Genomic DNA, 13538 nt, shown 5'->3' on the forward strand with positions numbered 1-13538 from the left:
AAGCACTACTCACCGTAAGGTGTCGTAGGCGGCATTGACTCAACCGTTACCAGACGCGGAGAACCTCGCGTTCAGTTGTCACATCGGCGGCTGTCGACAACCCGTCAGAGAGCCCGCGAGGGCGCGAACCAGACCCTCGCCGCCACCCCGTCATCGACGGTGACGACCACCCGGCCAGCCAGCACCGCGACCGCCGCCGACGTGTCCCCACCAGTGGCAACGTCCGCCGGAAGCACCACTGGCAGCCACGACGAGGCACCCGCTGCGGACCGCCACAGCCGATGCCCACCCGCCGCCACCGTCATCGCCACCAGCCCGTCGACACCACCGGCCACCGACTCCACACCGGCCACCGCGCCCGCGCCCGTCGCACCGAAACGACCCACCGCCCGCCACGTACCGGCACTCGTGGCCCCACCGGCCGGCTCGCTCACCCACGCCTGGAACGCGCTCCCCCGCACCCCCACCGCGTAAACGGTCGACCCGACCCGCGCGAGACGCTGCACGATCTCGTCGTCTCCGGTCGCCGGCAACGCCAACCGCGTCCACGACCGGCCGTCACCGGAGAACCAGACGAACGGATCACGATCGGCCCGGCCCGCCGGCCGCCCGCCGCCACCCACCAGCCAACCATCCGGCACCGACACCGCGTCCGTGGCGAGCGTCGTCAGGCCCGCATCGCTGGCGAGCGCCGCAGCGCGGTCGACCAGCCGGAAGTCGGCCGCGTCCGGGGAGAGCCACACGGCCGCCCCACTCGTGCGCGCGCCCGCGATCAACCACCCGCCGGAGCCACCGACCATGCGGCTCGCGCTCACCGCCTCCGGCCCGCCGTACAACTCGAACTCCGCCGGCACCTCGGTCAGACCGCCGTCGTCGGCGTCCTGCCGCCACGTCCGCACCCGCGGATTGCCGTGTGCGCCGCCCGCCCTCGCGCCGACGACGGCGACCCGACCCTCATGACAGCCAACGGCATAGAGGATCGCGCGCTCACCGTAGTAACTGATCGGACGCAACGGCAGCGGCGCCCAGGTGCGGCCATCCGCGCTGCCCCACGCGGCCGGGCGGGTCGCGCCATCCGGACCACCCACCGCGCCGACCACGTACCACCGACCCGCGCAGGCGGTCACGTCACGGACGATCAGCCGACCCGCAGAACCCGGCGGAACCGGCAGGACCGACGCCTCCCAGCGCGGCCGGACCGGGTCCCCGGGCCCTTCGCCACGGCCGGCCCGACAGCCCGCGAGCAGCGTGACCACCACTCCGCACACCGCGATCGCGCCCCGGACCGACACGCATGTGATGCTATCGATCCGGCCGACCCGACGCGGCCCTCGCCGTGCCGGTCAGACCGTCGGCTGCTGCGACACCTCACCGCCGGCGGTCTCCGCGAGGATCCGCTCGGCGACCTCTTTCATGGTCATCCGGTGGTCCATCGCCGTGCGCTGGATCCACTTGAACGCCTGCGGCTCGGTCATCCCGTACGTGGTCATCAGCGCGCCCTTGGCACGCTCCACCGACTTACGGATCTCCAGGCGGTCGGTCAGGCTCGCGACCTCCGCCTCCAGGGCCGCGACCTCCGAGTAACGCGACAGCGCGATCTCCACCGCCGGGACCAGGTCGCTCTTCTGGAAGGGCTTCACCAGGTACGCCATCGCGCCCGCCGCCCGCGCCCGCTCCACCAGATCACGCTGGCTGAACGCGGTCAGAATGATCACCGGGGCGATCCGGGCGCCGGCGATGCGCTCGGCGGCGGCCAGCCCATCCATGATCGGCATCTTGATGTCGAGGATGACGAGATCGGGCTTCAACTCCTCGGCGAGGCGGACGGCTGTCTCACCGTCACCGGCCTCCCCCACCACCTCGTAACCCTCTTCGACCAGCATCTCGGCGAGGTCCAGCCGGATCAGCGCCTCGTCCTCGGCGATCAGTACGCGCCTGCGCTCGGCATCCGTCGGCGTCTCAGCCACCAGCCCTACCCCCACCATCGATCACTGCACGGCTACCACCCATGCTCCCGCATGAGAGTAGTCGGGTACAGTAGGCGCCACCCGCCGGGATGGTGGAACGGCATACACGGAAGTCTCAAACACTTCTGCCCGAAAGGGCTTGCGGGTTCGAATCCCGCTCCCGGCACTCTTGTCATACACCTGTTCGACCATGTGGGAGTGCATCCACCGCAGATGCGGGCACAGGCCCGCGCACTCCGCGTTCGCGGACACAGCATTCGTTCCGTAGCTCGGAAGCTCTCGTTGCCGTACGTAACCGTCTGGCACTGGTGCGTCGATCGACCTGAACCGGTGCGGCGCGGCACCGAACTGCGCTGCTTCCGATGTCGGCCGGATGTCGACAATCCGACCGACCCTGCGGCCTACGCCTACCTGCTCGGTCTCTACCTGGGCGACGGCCACCTCGTGACAACGGCACGTGTTCCGGTGTTGCGCATCTACTGTTCCGATGCTTGGCCGAGGCTGGTCGAGGCGTGCGATGTGGCCATGCGAGCCGTGTTGGCCTCGAAGGTGCAACGGGTCCAGAAGCAGGGTTGCGTGGGCGTGCAGAGTTACGGCCTCCACTGGCCCTGCCTGCTCCCGCAGCACGGTCCCGGCAAGAAGCACGAGCGACCGATCGTCCTCGCCGACTGGCAAAGGCCGATCATCGAACAGCATCCCGGCGACTTCCTGAGAGGGCTGTTCCACTCCGACGGCTGCCGCGTCGCCAACCGGGTGACCGTGCGCGGCAAGGTGTACGTCTACCCGCGCTACATGTTCGTCAACGAGTCGGCCGACATCATGGGGCTCTGTCAGTGGAGCCTCGACCTGCTCGGCGTCGCCTGGCGGATGAACCGGCACAACTCGTTGTCGGTGGCGCGACGCGACGCGGTCGCCACGCTGGACCGGCACGTCGGCCCGAAGTCCTGACCGGTCAGGCGATCGTGTCGAGCGCGTCCGCGAGGTCGGCGCGCAGGTCCTCGGGGTCCTCCAGTCCGACCGAGAGGCGCAGCAGGGCGGCGGCGGGTTTGGCGTCGCCCTCGACCGGCCGGTGGGTGAGGGAGGCGGGGTGCTGGATGAGGGTGTCGATGCCGCCGAGGGAGACCGCGTGGGTGATGAGGCGGCAGGCACCGGCGACGGTGGCTGCGGCGGGCGCGCCGCCGCGTACCTCGAAGGCGAGCAGGCTGCCGGGTCCGGCCATCTGCCGCCCGACCAGCGCCGCCGGGTCGTGCACCGAGGGGTGGTGCACCCGGTGTACGGCGGGGTGGTCGGCGAGCCAGCCGGCGAGTTTCTCGGCGGTGGCCTGTTGGGCGCGGACCCGCAGCGGCAGGGTTTGCAGGCCGCGGTGCAGCAGGTAGCCGCCGAGGGGGTGCAGGATCGCGCCGGTGACCGCGCGGACCTGGCGTAGGCGTGCGGCCCAGGTGTCGTCGCAGGCGACGACACCGGCGAGGACGTCGCCGTGCCCACCGATGCTCTTGGTGGCGCTGTGCAGGACGAGGGTGGCGCCGTGGCGGGCGGGTTGTTGCAGGACGGGGGTGGCGACGGTGTTGTCGACAAGCAGTGGGATGTCGCCGGCCGCGGCGGCGAGGGCGGCGATGTCGACCAGGTCGAGGGTGGGGTTGGCGGGTGTCTCGACGATGACCAGTGCGGTGTCGGGGCGGATGGCGGCGGCGACCTCGTCGGGGCGTGTCCAGGTGACGGTGGTGCCGAGCAGGCCGGTGGCGAGGACGTGGTCGGTGCCGCCGTAGAGGGGTCGGACGGCGACGACGTGCCGGCGGTCGTCGCGGGCGGCGGCGAGCAGGGTGGCGGTGAGGGCTGCCATTCCGCTGGCGAAGGCGACGGCCTGGGCGGTGCCTTCCAGCTCGGCGAGGGCGGTTTCGAAGCGGGCGACGGTGGGGTTCCAGAGCCGTTGGTAGACGGCGCTGCCGTCGGCGGGGAGGGTGCCGCCGGTGGCGAGTTGCTCGTACGCGGCACCGCCGTCGTCGACGGACGGCAGTGGGTTGGTGGTGGACAGGTCGATGGGCGGTACGTGCACGCCGAGGGTGCGGAGGTCGTCGCGGCCGGCGTGTACGGACCGGGTATCCATCGTGGTCATGGCGGTAGCGTCGAACATCGGGATACTGATAGGCAACGATTCGGCAGATCATTCTAAATATCGGCTTGGTTCCGTGTTGGATTCGGACGAGGATGACGCAATGCCCCCTGAGCCGAATGATGTGCGGCCGTATCCGGCGCTGGACGAGGTGGACCGCGCGATCCTGACGGAGTTGGCGGCGGATGGCCGACTGCCGAACAACGCCCTCGCCGAGCGGGTGGGGGTGGCGCCGTCGACGTGCCTGACCCGGACCCGGGCGCTGCGCGAGCGCGGCGCGATCCGTGGCTTTCACGCCGAGGTCGATCCGGCGGCGCTCGGCCTGCCGTTGCAGGCGTTGGTGTCGGTTCGGTTGACCGCGCACGAGCGGGCGGCGGTGGACGCGTTCCGGGCCCGGTCGGTGCGGCTGCCGGGGGTGGTGTCGGTGTTCCACGTCGCCGGTGCGGAGGACTACGTGTTGCATGTGCGGGCGGCGTCCGGCGACGCGTTGCGGGACTTCGTGCTCGACCACCTGGCGGTGGACCCGGCGGTGCAGCACACCCAGACCAGTCTCATCTTCGAGCAGGCCCGCGGGATGGGCTGAGCGGCGGGTGAGGTGGCCGACGAAAACGCGGATGCCGGAACAAAGCCGGTCGGTGACGGGTTGGCTGACCTTGTGATCACCGTACCGTTGTCTGTTCTCGATCTTGCCCCGGTCGCCAAGGGCACCACCGCTGGCGCGGCCTTGCAGGCCACCACCGAGCTGGCCCGCCGCACCGAGGAGTTGGGCTACCACCGGTTCTGGGTGGCCGAGCACCACAACATGCCGGCTATCGCCAGCTCCGCGCCCGCGGTGCTGCTGGCGCACCTGGCGGCGAACACGTCGACGATCCGGTTGGGGTCGGGCGGGGTGATGCTGCCCAACCACGCGCCGCTGGTGGTGGCCGAGCAGTTCGGCACCCTGGAGGCGCTGCACCCCGGCCGGATCGACCTGGGAATCGGCCGAGCGCCCGGCACCGACCAGATGACCGCGCTGGCGTTGCGGCGCACCATGGAGGGCCTGTCGGCGGAGGGTTTCCCGAACGAGCTGGCCGACCTGATGAACTACTTCAGCGGGGACAAGCCCGGGCAGATCATCGCCACGCCGGGTCGCGGTGAGCAGCCGGCCGTCTGGCTGCTGGGCTCCAGCGGTTTCAGCGCCCAGCTCGCCGGCCTGCTCGGTCTGCCGTTCTCCTTCGCGCACCACTTCAGCTCGGCGAACACCCTGCCGGCGTTGGCCCTGTACCGGCAGAACTTCCGGCCGTCGCAGTGGCTGGACAAGCCGTACGCGATGGTCGCGGTCAACGCGGTGTGCGCGGAGACCGACGAGCGGGCCGAATGGTTGGCCGGGCCGAGCGCCCTGTCGTTCTTGAAGTTGCGCTCCGGGCGACCGGAGCCGCTGTCGACGCCCGACGAGGCGGCGGCCTACCCGTACTCCGAGATCGAGCGGGAGTTCGTCGTGGCACGCCGCGACGGTCAGGCGATGGGCTCGCCGGAGACGGTGCGCCGGCAGCTGACCGAGTTGCAGGAGCGCACCGGCGCGGACGAGCTGATGCTGACCACGCTGGTGTACGACGTGCAGGACCGGGTGCGGTCGTACGAGTTGATCGCCGAGCAGGTGGCCGGGGGTCTGCGCCAGCCGGCGTGAAACACGATCTTCACGTCAGCGTCACCCCGCCGACCCGGACGGTGCCTAATGTTGGTGCCGGTGGTGGTACGGCATTCCCGGTCGGGACGGGTTGGGAATGCCGCGGTGTGGCGCACCGGGCCGGAGCTGAGCGGATTCCGCGGCTGCGGCCCGGTGCCTGCCACCCTAGGCGACCCCGATCGGGACCGCCAGGGGTTGCATCAACGTAGGTGGATGTCCGGCGTCGGTGGGATGCCCATTCCGTTGCCGATGAAGAACCCCGGATGCGGCGGTTGGTTGTAGGCGGTGTTCTGCCACGCGATCGCCACCCGATACTGCGGGTCGTGCATCAGCGTGTAGATCCGGGTGCTGGTCGGAGTGGGTGTGCTGTAGATCCGCAAGGCCCGGCTGTCGGTGGTCCGCCAGATCACCTCCTCGCGCCAGTCGCCGAGGATGTCGCCGGAGAGCGCCGGCGTGGACTTGGTGCCGTTGTTGGACGCCACCCCGCTGCCGTCGAGCAGCCGGGTCTCGCCGCCGGTGCCGTACTTGTCGATCTTCGTGCCGTCGAGCAGCTCCCGCACCGGGTCGCCGTCCCACCAGGCGAGGAAGTTGGCCGAGGACGGCTTGCGGCCGACGTTCTGCCCCCTGGTGTTGGCCAGTCCGGCGACCGCTGACGACCACGACTCCGCGCCGGGGCTGCCCGCCCAGATGTCCGCGGAGACACCGCGGCCGTTGTCGCCGGACGCCGGAGTGGACCAGAGGACCTGACCGGTACGGGCGTCCGCGAAGTAGGAGCTGGGCTTGCTAGCGTCCTCGTCGACCTTGAACACCTCCAGGCCGGAGCGGCCCGGGTCCAGGTCCCCGACGTGCATGGCGTCACCGTGGCCGTTGCCCGTGGAGTGCAGCAGCCGGCCGTTGTCGTCGATGGTCGCGGCGCCGTAGACGATCTCCTGGCGGCCGTCGGCGTCGACGTCGGCGACGGAAAGCTGGTGGTTGCCCTGACCGGCGGCGGCGCCGTTGCCGGAGGAGTTCGAGTCGAACGTCCAGCGCTTGGTGAGTGCGCCGTTGCGGAAGTCCCAGGCCGCGATCACCGCGCGGGTGTAGTAGCCCCGAGCCATGATCAGCGAGGGGCGCTGCCCGTCCAGGTACGCGGTGCCGGCGAGGAACCGGTCCACCCGGTTGCCGTACGAGTCACCCCAGGACGACACGGTGCCGCGCGGCGGGTCGTAGCTGACGGTGGAGAGGATCGCGCCGGTCTGACCGTTGAACATGGTCAGGTACTCCGGGCCGGACAGCACGTAGCCGCTGGAGTTGCGGTAGTCAGCCGACGACGAGCCGATGAGCTGACCGGTGCCGGAGCGGGTGCCGTCGGCGGTCTTCATGGCGACCTCGGCGCGGCCGTCGCCGTCGTAGTCGTACACCTGGAACTGGGTGTAGTGGGCGCCGGCCCGGATGTTGCGGCCCAGGTCGATGCGCCACAACCGGCTGCCGGTGAGGGTGTACGCGTCGACGTAGACGTTGCCGGTGTAGCCGGACTGGGAGTTGTCCTTGGCGTTGGACGGTTCCCACTTGAGCACGATCTCGTAGCTGCCGTCGCCGTTGAGGTCACCGACGGAGGCGTCGCTGGCGCTGTAGGAGTAGCTCTCCCCGCTCGGGGTGGTGCCGCCGGCCGGGACCTGCAACGGCACGTCCAGGTAGCCCGCGCCGAACTGCAACGCCGACGCCGACGCCGTCTGCTCGACGCCGCCCACCACGGCCCGCACGGTGTACGCCGACCCGGCCGCCGCGCCGCTGTCGAGGTAGTTGGTGGCGCCGGTGATCGGGCTGCTGTTGACCTTGGTGGATCCCCGGTAGAGGTTGAACGCCACCCCGGAGGTCTCGGTGCCGAGCAGCCGCCAGGACACCAGGTTGCCGCTGCCGGAGCGGACGCTGATCAACCCGCGGTCCAGGTTCTCCATCTGCACCACGCCGGTCGCCGGCGGTGGCGTGGTGGGCGGTGGCGTGGTGGGCGGTGGCGTGGTGGGCGGTGGGGTCGTCGGGGGCGGGGTGGTCGGCTCCTCGGTGGGTGGGGCGCCGGTGCAGGTGGTGCCGTTGAGCGCGAAGCTGCTCGGCACCGGGTTGCTGCCGGTCCACGAACCGTTGAAGCCGAACGACGCGCTGCCGTTCGTGGCGATGGCGGCGTTGTAGTCGACGTTGCGGGCGGTGACCTGCGCACCGGACTGGGTGACGGTGGCGCTCCACGCCTGGGTGACCTGTTGGCCGGCGGCGTACGACCAGGTCAGGGCCCACCCGTTGACCGGGTCGCCGAGGTTGGTGACGGTGACGTTGGCGCCGAAGCCGCCCTGCCACTGGTTCGTGATCTGATAGTCGACCCGGCAGCCGACGGCGGCGGCCGAGGCGACGACCGTGCCGAGGGTGCCGGCCACGACGGTGGCCGCCGTGGTGGCGGCGAGCAGGGTCAACCGATGTCTGGACGGGTGCATGCGCTGCCTCCGGGGATCCGGTGGTGATCGCCACGACCCACCGGCCCTGCCCGGGAAGCACGGTGGACCTACCCCTACCGCGACGGCGGCGGACGGCGATCTGATCGGGGGTGAAACGCCCTGGAACTCACGGATCCGGCTCACCGCGCATCGTATGGCAAGCGCTTTCCGGCACGCAACATCGATGGACGTCGCAGAGTTCACGCCGCTGCCCGCCGCCGAGATGTGCTCGATCCTGGTTGTAGTGGCCTCGAACACGCCGCAAGCCACTACATCCACGATCGAGCACGATCTTGAGGTTCAGCCGGCCGACCACGGCCCGGCGCGGCACCCGCAGGTCGGTCATCCGGTTGTGGTTGGCCTCAGCGACCGGGCACCGAGGCGGCGGGGACAGCGGTGGCGGGGGCAGCGGAGGCGGGGGCAGCGCTCGCGGCGTCGGCGGTGGTGGGGGCAGCGCTCGCGGCGTCGGCGGTGGTGGGGGCAGCGGCGGCCGGGGCAGCGCTGGCCGCCTCGGCGGCTTCGGCGCGGGCGCGGCGGGTCCGGCGTAGGGCACGCACGGCCAACACCAGGGCGGCCAGCCAGCCGGCGGCCAACAGGGCGTACACGGCGGGGCGGGCGGGGCCGCCCAGTTCGGCGGAGCGGATCAGGGTGCGGGCGTTGGTCAGCACGATCACTCCGCCGACTGCCGCGCCGAGCAGTTGGGCGGGCACGATTCGCACCAGCCAGGCGGCCAGCGGGGCGGCGATGAGCCCGCCGATGAGCAGCGCGGCGACGGTGGGGAGCAGGAATCCCTCCGAGCCCAGCCCGATCAGGAAGCCGATGCTGGCCGCGCCGGCCACGACGAACTCGGCAGTGTCCACCGAGCCGATCACCTTGCGGGGCTCCATGCGGCCGGAGACCAGCAGCGCGGGGGTGGCCACCGGGCCCCACCCGCCGCCGCCGGTCGCGTCGACGAAGCCGGCAACCAGGCCCAGGGGGCCGAGGAAACGACCGCGTAGCCGCCCGCCGACCCGGTCGGTACGCAGTGGTCGGGCGAAGCGGATCAGGAGGTACGCGCCGAGCGTGAAGAGGATGCCGGCCATCCACGGTGCGGCGGCCTCGGTGGAGATCGAGCTGAGCACTGTGGCTCCGGCGAAGGCGCCGATCGCGCCGGGCAGGGCGATGCGGGTCACGACCCGCCAGTCGACGTTGCCGAACCGCCAGTGCGCGACCCCGGCGGCGAGCGTGGTGCCGATCTCGGCCAGGTGCACCGAGGCCGAGGCGGCGGCCGGGGCGACCCCGGCGACCAGCAGCAGAGTGGACGAGGTCAAGCCGTACGCCATGCCGAGCGAACCATCGATCAGTTGCGCGACGAGCCCGACCAGAGCGAGGACCAACAGCTTGCGCACGAGCGCCCCCAGACTTTTCGGCATCTCCTATCGACTTGGTCGACAATGCGGGATGGGGCAGCCGGGGTCAAGCCCCCGATCGGTGGATGGGACGCGCAGAGTCAGCGCCCCAGGTGACGCGGAGCTGGCAGGCGAGCCGGCGCGTCAGATCCAGGCGCGCGGGTCGGCGGCCAGCTCGGTGACCCGCCCAGGCAGGGTGCCCGCGGCCACGTCGGCGACGCTGACCAGTTCCAGGATCTCCCGCTCGCTCGCCCGCAACGCGATCCAGACCTCCTGGAGGGCGCGAGCCGGGCCGTGGTAGCCGAGCTGCTCGGGGCGCTGCCCGCGGACGTGGGCGAGGGGCCCGTCGATCACCCGGATCACCTCGGCGAGGGAGATCTCCTCAGCGGGGCGGGCCAGCCAGTAGCCGCCCTCCGGGCCGCGCTGGGCGTGCACGATGCCGCCCCGGCGCAGCTGGAGAAGGATGCTCTCCAGGAACTTCGGCGGGATCTCCTGGGCACGGGCGATCTGGTCGGCCGTGACCGGCCGGCCGCGCCCGGGGCCGCTAGCCGTCGCGGCAAGCTCGGCGGCCGCGCGGAGGGCATAGTCGACCCGGGCGGAGAGGCGCATGTCGGCAAGGTTAGCCCGTGGTCAACCGGGCAGGCGGGCGACCCTCGGCCGATCGGCCACGAATCGATGGAAAGTAGCGCCGTTGGCGCCCGTGTGAGCCATCGGCAGGGACCGGTGAGCCGCATCATGATCCACCGCACGGTGGGGGGCGAAATGCCGGTCCGGAGCGTCCCTATGCTGGGCAGGAGTACGGATGTCTGGTCGTTTACCCGGCCGCCAGCAACATATTGATAAACACCCGGGTGCGCTCGGGGGGAAGGCAACACGATGACCGATATCGCCACACGCACCTGGGATGGCATGACCATCCCGGTCGCCGGCACCTATCTTCTCGATCAGGCGCACAAGCGGATCGGTTTCCTGTCCCGGCACATGATGGTCAGCCCGGTACGCGGCGAGTTCGCCGAGGCCACGGCGCAGATCTTCGTGGCGGAGGACCCGCTGCTCTCCTCGGTCACGGCCACCATCATGTCGGCCAGCATCACCACCGGGAGTGTCGACCGGGACACGCATCTGAAGAGTGCCGACTTCCTCGACGTGGAGCGTTTTCCCACCCTCGAATATCGAAGCACCGGAATCAAATGGCGGGGCAACGAGGATCCCATATTCCAGTGGGCGCGCCTGCGCAACCACCGGTTGGGCGGACGAGGCCGGAGTCAGATTGCTCCGCCGCAGTCCGACGGTCTTCCCGGACGATTCGTCCTCACCGGTGAATTGACCGTGAAGGGCATCACCCGGGCCGTCGACCTGGAGGTGAATTTTGGTGGCGCTCGTCGCGATCCGTACGGGCAGAACATCTTCGGATTCAGCGCGACGGCCGAAATGAACCGCGAGGACTACGGCCTGATCTGGAATGTCGTCCTGGAGAGCGGCGGGGTGCTGGTCGGCAAGACGGTGCAGATCGAGATCGCCGGAGAGGCCATCTACCAGGACTGACCCGCCTCATCCCCGCCAGGTGCCTGGCGGGGATGTATCGACGCGTCAGGCGCCGACGCGGCGCAGCAGACCCTCCTGGACGGCGCTGGCGATCTGCCGGCCGTCGGTGGTGAACATCCGGCCGGTGGCCAGCCCCCGCGCCCCCGACGCCGACGGGCTGAGGCAGTCGTAGAGGAACCACTCATCGGCCCGGAACGGCCGGTGGAACCACAGCGCGTGGTCCAGGCTCGCGCCGACCAACCCGCCCGGCCCCCACACCTCGCCGTGCGCGGAGAGCACCGAGTCCAGCAGGGTGAGGTCCGAGGCGTAGGTGAGCGCGCAGGCGTGCAGCAGCGGGTCGTCCGGCAGTTTGCCGTCGATGCGCATCCAGACGCGCTGGTGCGGGTCGGCGGGCCGGTCGCCGGGGCGGACCCAGCCGGGCTCACCCACGTAGCGCACGTCGATCGGTCGCGGAATCTGGCCCCAGATGCCCAGCCGCTCCGGGTAGCGGGAGAGGCGGTCGGTCATCGTCGGCACGTCCTGCGGCGGTGGCACGTCCAGCGGGGCCGGGGCCTGGTGGTCCAGACCCTCCTCGGCCCGCTGGAACGACGCCGACATGAAGAAGATCGGCTTGCCGTGCTGGAGGGCGACCGCGCGGCGGACCGAGAAGGACCGGCCGTCGCGGATGTTCTCCACCTCGTACGCGATCGGCTCGACCGGGTCGCCGGGGCGGACGAAGTAGCCGTGCAGCGAGTGCACGAACCGCTCCGGGTCGACGGTGCGGCCGGCGGCGACCAGGGCCTGACCGGCGACCTGGCCGCCGTACACCCGTTGTGGGCCGACCGGGGGGCTCATCCCCCGGAAGGTCATCTCCCCGGTCGGGTCGAGGTCGAGCACTTCCAGCAGCTGGTCCACCGCCGCCTGGCCGACCGCGACCCGACCGTCGCTCACTGCAGGGCCCGCGCCGACGCGGCGTCGACCAGCGAGCCGAGCTGGTGTACGCGCAGGGTGTTGGTCGAGCCGGGGGTGCCGGGCGGGCTGCCCGCCACGATCACCACGTAGTCACCGGGGTTGGCCCGGTCGAGGCCGAGCAGCGCCTGGTCGACCTGGCGGAACATGTCGTCGGTGTGCTGCACGAACGGCATCAGGAAGGTCTCCACGCCCCAGGTGAGGGCGAGTTGGTCGCGCACCTCGGGGACCGGCGTGAAGGCCAGCAGCGGCAAGTCGCAGTGCAGGCGGGACAGCCGTCGCACGGTGTCACCGGTCTGCGAGAAGGCGACAAGCGCCTTGGCGTTGATGGCCCGGGCGATCGACGAGGCGGCGACGGTGAGGGCGCCACCGTGGGTACGCGGGTCGTGCTGCAACCGCGGCACCCCGATCGAGCCGGCCTCGGTGGTCGTCACGATCTTGGCCATGGTGCTGACGGTGAGCACCGGGTACTTGCCGACGCTGGTCTCGCCGGAGAGCATCACCGCGTCCGCGCCGTCGAGCACCGCGTTGGCGACGTCGGACGCCTCCGCCCGGGTGGGGCGGGAATTTTCGATCATGGAGTCGAGCATCTGGGTGGCCACGATGACGGGCTTGGCGTTCTCCCGGCACAGCTGCACGGCGCGCTTCTGCACCAGCGGCACCTCGTCCAGCGGCATCTCGACACCGAGGTCACCACGGGCGACCATGACGCCGTCGAAGGCCAGCACGATGGCCTCCAGGTGCTCCACCGCCTCCGGCTTCTCGACCTTGGCGAGCACCGGGCGGAACACGCCCTCCTCGGCCATGATCCCGTGCACGAGCTTGATGTCCTCGGCCGAGCGGACGAAGGAGAGCGCCACCAGGTCGACGCCGAGACCCAGGGAGAAGCGCAGGTCCTCGGCGTCCTTGTCCGACATGGCGGGCACGCTGACCGCCACGTTGGGCAGCGACACGCCCTTGTTGTTGGAGACCGGGCCGCCCTCGGTGACGAGGCAGCGGATGTCGTTGCCGGTGACGTCGGTGACCTCGACGGCGACCCGGCCGTCGTCGATCAGCAGCCGGTCACCGGGCTTGACCTCCTGCGGCAGCTTGCGGTAGGTGCAGGAGACCCGCTCCTTGGTGCCGATGATGTCGTCGCCGGTGATGACGACCGAGTCACCGGTGCGCCACTCGTGGGGGCCGTCGGCGAACCGACCGAGGCGGATCTTGGGGCCCTGCAGGTCGGCGAGGACGGCGACCGGCTTACCTGCTGCCTCCGACGCTTCCCGGACCAGTCGATAGACCGCCTCGTGGTCGGCGTGGCTGCCGTGGCTGAAGTTCAGCCTCGCCACGTTCATGCCGGCCTCGACGAGACCCCGGATGCGCTCCGGGGACGAGGTGGCGGGACCAAGAGTGCAGACGATCTTCGCGCGGCGTGTCACGCCCATCAGGCTAGTCTCTCCTTCGGGTCGG

General features: G+C 70.9%; 13 protein-coding genes and 1 tRNA gene. 5 read left to right on the plus strand and 9 right to left on the minus strand.

Going from position 1 to position 13538, the window contains the following annotated elements:
- Nucleotides 1-104: 104 nt before the first annotated feature.
- Both V6U86_RS05290 and V6U86_RS05295 read right to left on the minus strand, forming a co-directional pair.
- Entirely contained in the window at nt 105-1292 is a 1188-nt protein-coding gene (locus V6U86_RS05290; protein ID WP_334499055.1) for a hypothetical protein, read from the minus strand.
- 51 nt (nt 1293-1343) lie between these two features.
- Nucleotides 1344-1967, minus strand: a complete 624-nt coding sequence (locus V6U86_RS05295) for an ANTAR domain-containing response regulator (RefSeq protein WP_238680276.1) — start codon at nt 1965-1967, stop codon at nt 1344-1346.
- An 83-nt stretch (nt 1968-2050) separates the two neighbouring features.
- On the opposite strand from V6U86_RS05295, the gene V6U86_RS05300 reads away from it, so the two are divergent.
- Both V6U86_RS05300 and V6U86_RS05305 read left to right on the plus strand, forming a co-directional pair.
- Nucleotides 2051-2133 (plus strand) — tRNA-Leu (locus V6U86_RS05300).
- A 359-nt stretch (nt 2134-2492) separates the two neighbouring features.
- Nucleotides 2493-2915, plus strand: coding sequence for a hypothetical protein (locus tag V6U86_RS05305; protein WP_334499061.1), 423 nt, complete (start codon nt 2493-2495; stop codon nt 2913-2915).
- 4 nt (nt 2916-2919) lie between these two features.
- On the opposite strand, the gene V6U86_RS05310 is transcribed toward V6U86_RS05305, so the two are convergent.
- The gene (locus V6U86_RS05310) at nt 2920-4098 is read right to left on the minus strand and encodes a trans-sulfuration enzyme family protein (protein WP_334499063.1); all 1179 of its coding nucleotides are present in this window, start codon (nt 4096-4098) and stop codon (nt 2920-2922) included.
- Nucleotides 4099-4180: 82 nt separating this feature from the next.
- On the opposite strand from V6U86_RS05310, the gene V6U86_RS05315 reads away from it, so the two are divergent.
- Complete coding sequence (locus V6U86_RS05315) at nt 4181-4660, plus strand: Lrp/AsnC family transcriptional regulator (RefSeq protein ID WP_334499065.1); 480 nt, start codon at nt 4181-4183, stop codon at nt 4658-4660.
- A 72-nt stretch (nt 4661-4732) separates the two neighbouring features.
- Complete coding sequence (locus V6U86_RS05320; RefSeq protein WP_334499067.1) at nt 4733-5743, plus strand: LLM class flavin-dependent oxidoreductase; 1011 nt, start codon at nt 4733-4735, stop codon at nt 5741-5743.
- A 200-nt stretch (nt 5744-5943) separates the two neighbouring features.
- Here V6U86_RS05320 and V6U86_RS05325 read toward each other — a convergent pair whose 3' ends face one another.
- From V6U86_RS05325 to V6U86_RS05340, 4 genes are all read right to left on the minus strand, one after another.
- Entirely contained in the window at nt 5944-8205 is a 2262-nt protein-coding gene (locus tag V6U86_RS05325) for a rhamnogalacturonan lyase family protein (RefSeq protein WP_334499069.1), read from the minus strand.
- A gap of 127 nt (nt 8206-8332) precedes the next feature.
- Nucleotides 8333-8551: a hypothetical protein gene (locus V6U86_RS05330; protein ID WP_334499070.1), complete on the minus strand. Its 219-nt coding sequence runs from the start codon at nt 8549-8551 to the stop codon at nt 8333-8335.
- A 16-nt stretch (nt 8552-8567) separates the two neighbouring features.
- Nucleotides 8568-9593 carry a sulfite exporter TauE/SafE family protein gene (locus V6U86_RS05335; RefSeq protein WP_334499870.1) on the minus strand — a complete coding sequence of 342 codons (1026 nt, stop codon included), beginning with the start codon at nt 9591-9593 and terminating at the stop codon, nt 8568-8570.
- Between the two features lie 144 nt (nt 9594-9737).
- The gene (locus V6U86_RS05340) at nt 9738-10202 is read right to left on the minus strand and encodes an RrF2 family transcriptional regulator (RefSeq protein ID WP_124770783.1); all 465 of its coding nucleotides are present in this window, start codon (nt 10200-10202) and stop codon (nt 9738-9740) included.
- 267 nt (nt 10203-10469) lie between these two features.
- On the opposite strand from V6U86_RS05340, the gene V6U86_RS05345 reads away from it, so the two are divergent.
- Entirely contained in the window at nt 10470-11138 is a 669-nt protein-coding gene (locus V6U86_RS05345; protein ID WP_334499075.1) for a YceI family protein, read from the plus strand.
- Between the two features lie 45 nt (nt 11139-11183).
- Here V6U86_RS05345 and V6U86_RS05350 read toward each other — a convergent pair whose 3' ends face one another.
- A complete protein-coding gene (locus V6U86_RS05350) occupies nt 11184-12068 on the minus strand; it encodes an acyl-CoA thioesterase (protein WP_196924479.1) in 885 nt (294 codons plus the stop codon).
- Complete coding sequence (gene pyk, locus V6U86_RS05355; RefSeq protein ID WP_124770786.1) at nt 12065-13513, minus strand: pyruvate kinase; 1449 nt, start codon at nt 13511-13513, stop codon at nt 12065-12067. The genes V6U86_RS05350 and pyk overlap by 4 nt, the downstream gene beginning before the upstream one ends.
- Nucleotides 13514-13538 lie beyond the last annotated feature (25 nt).

Source organism: Micromonospora sp. CPCC 205558 (genome assembly GCF_036902955.1).
Taxonomy (GTDB): domain Bacteria; phylum Actinomycetota; class Actinomycetes; order Mycobacteriales; family Micromonosporaceae; genus Micromonospora.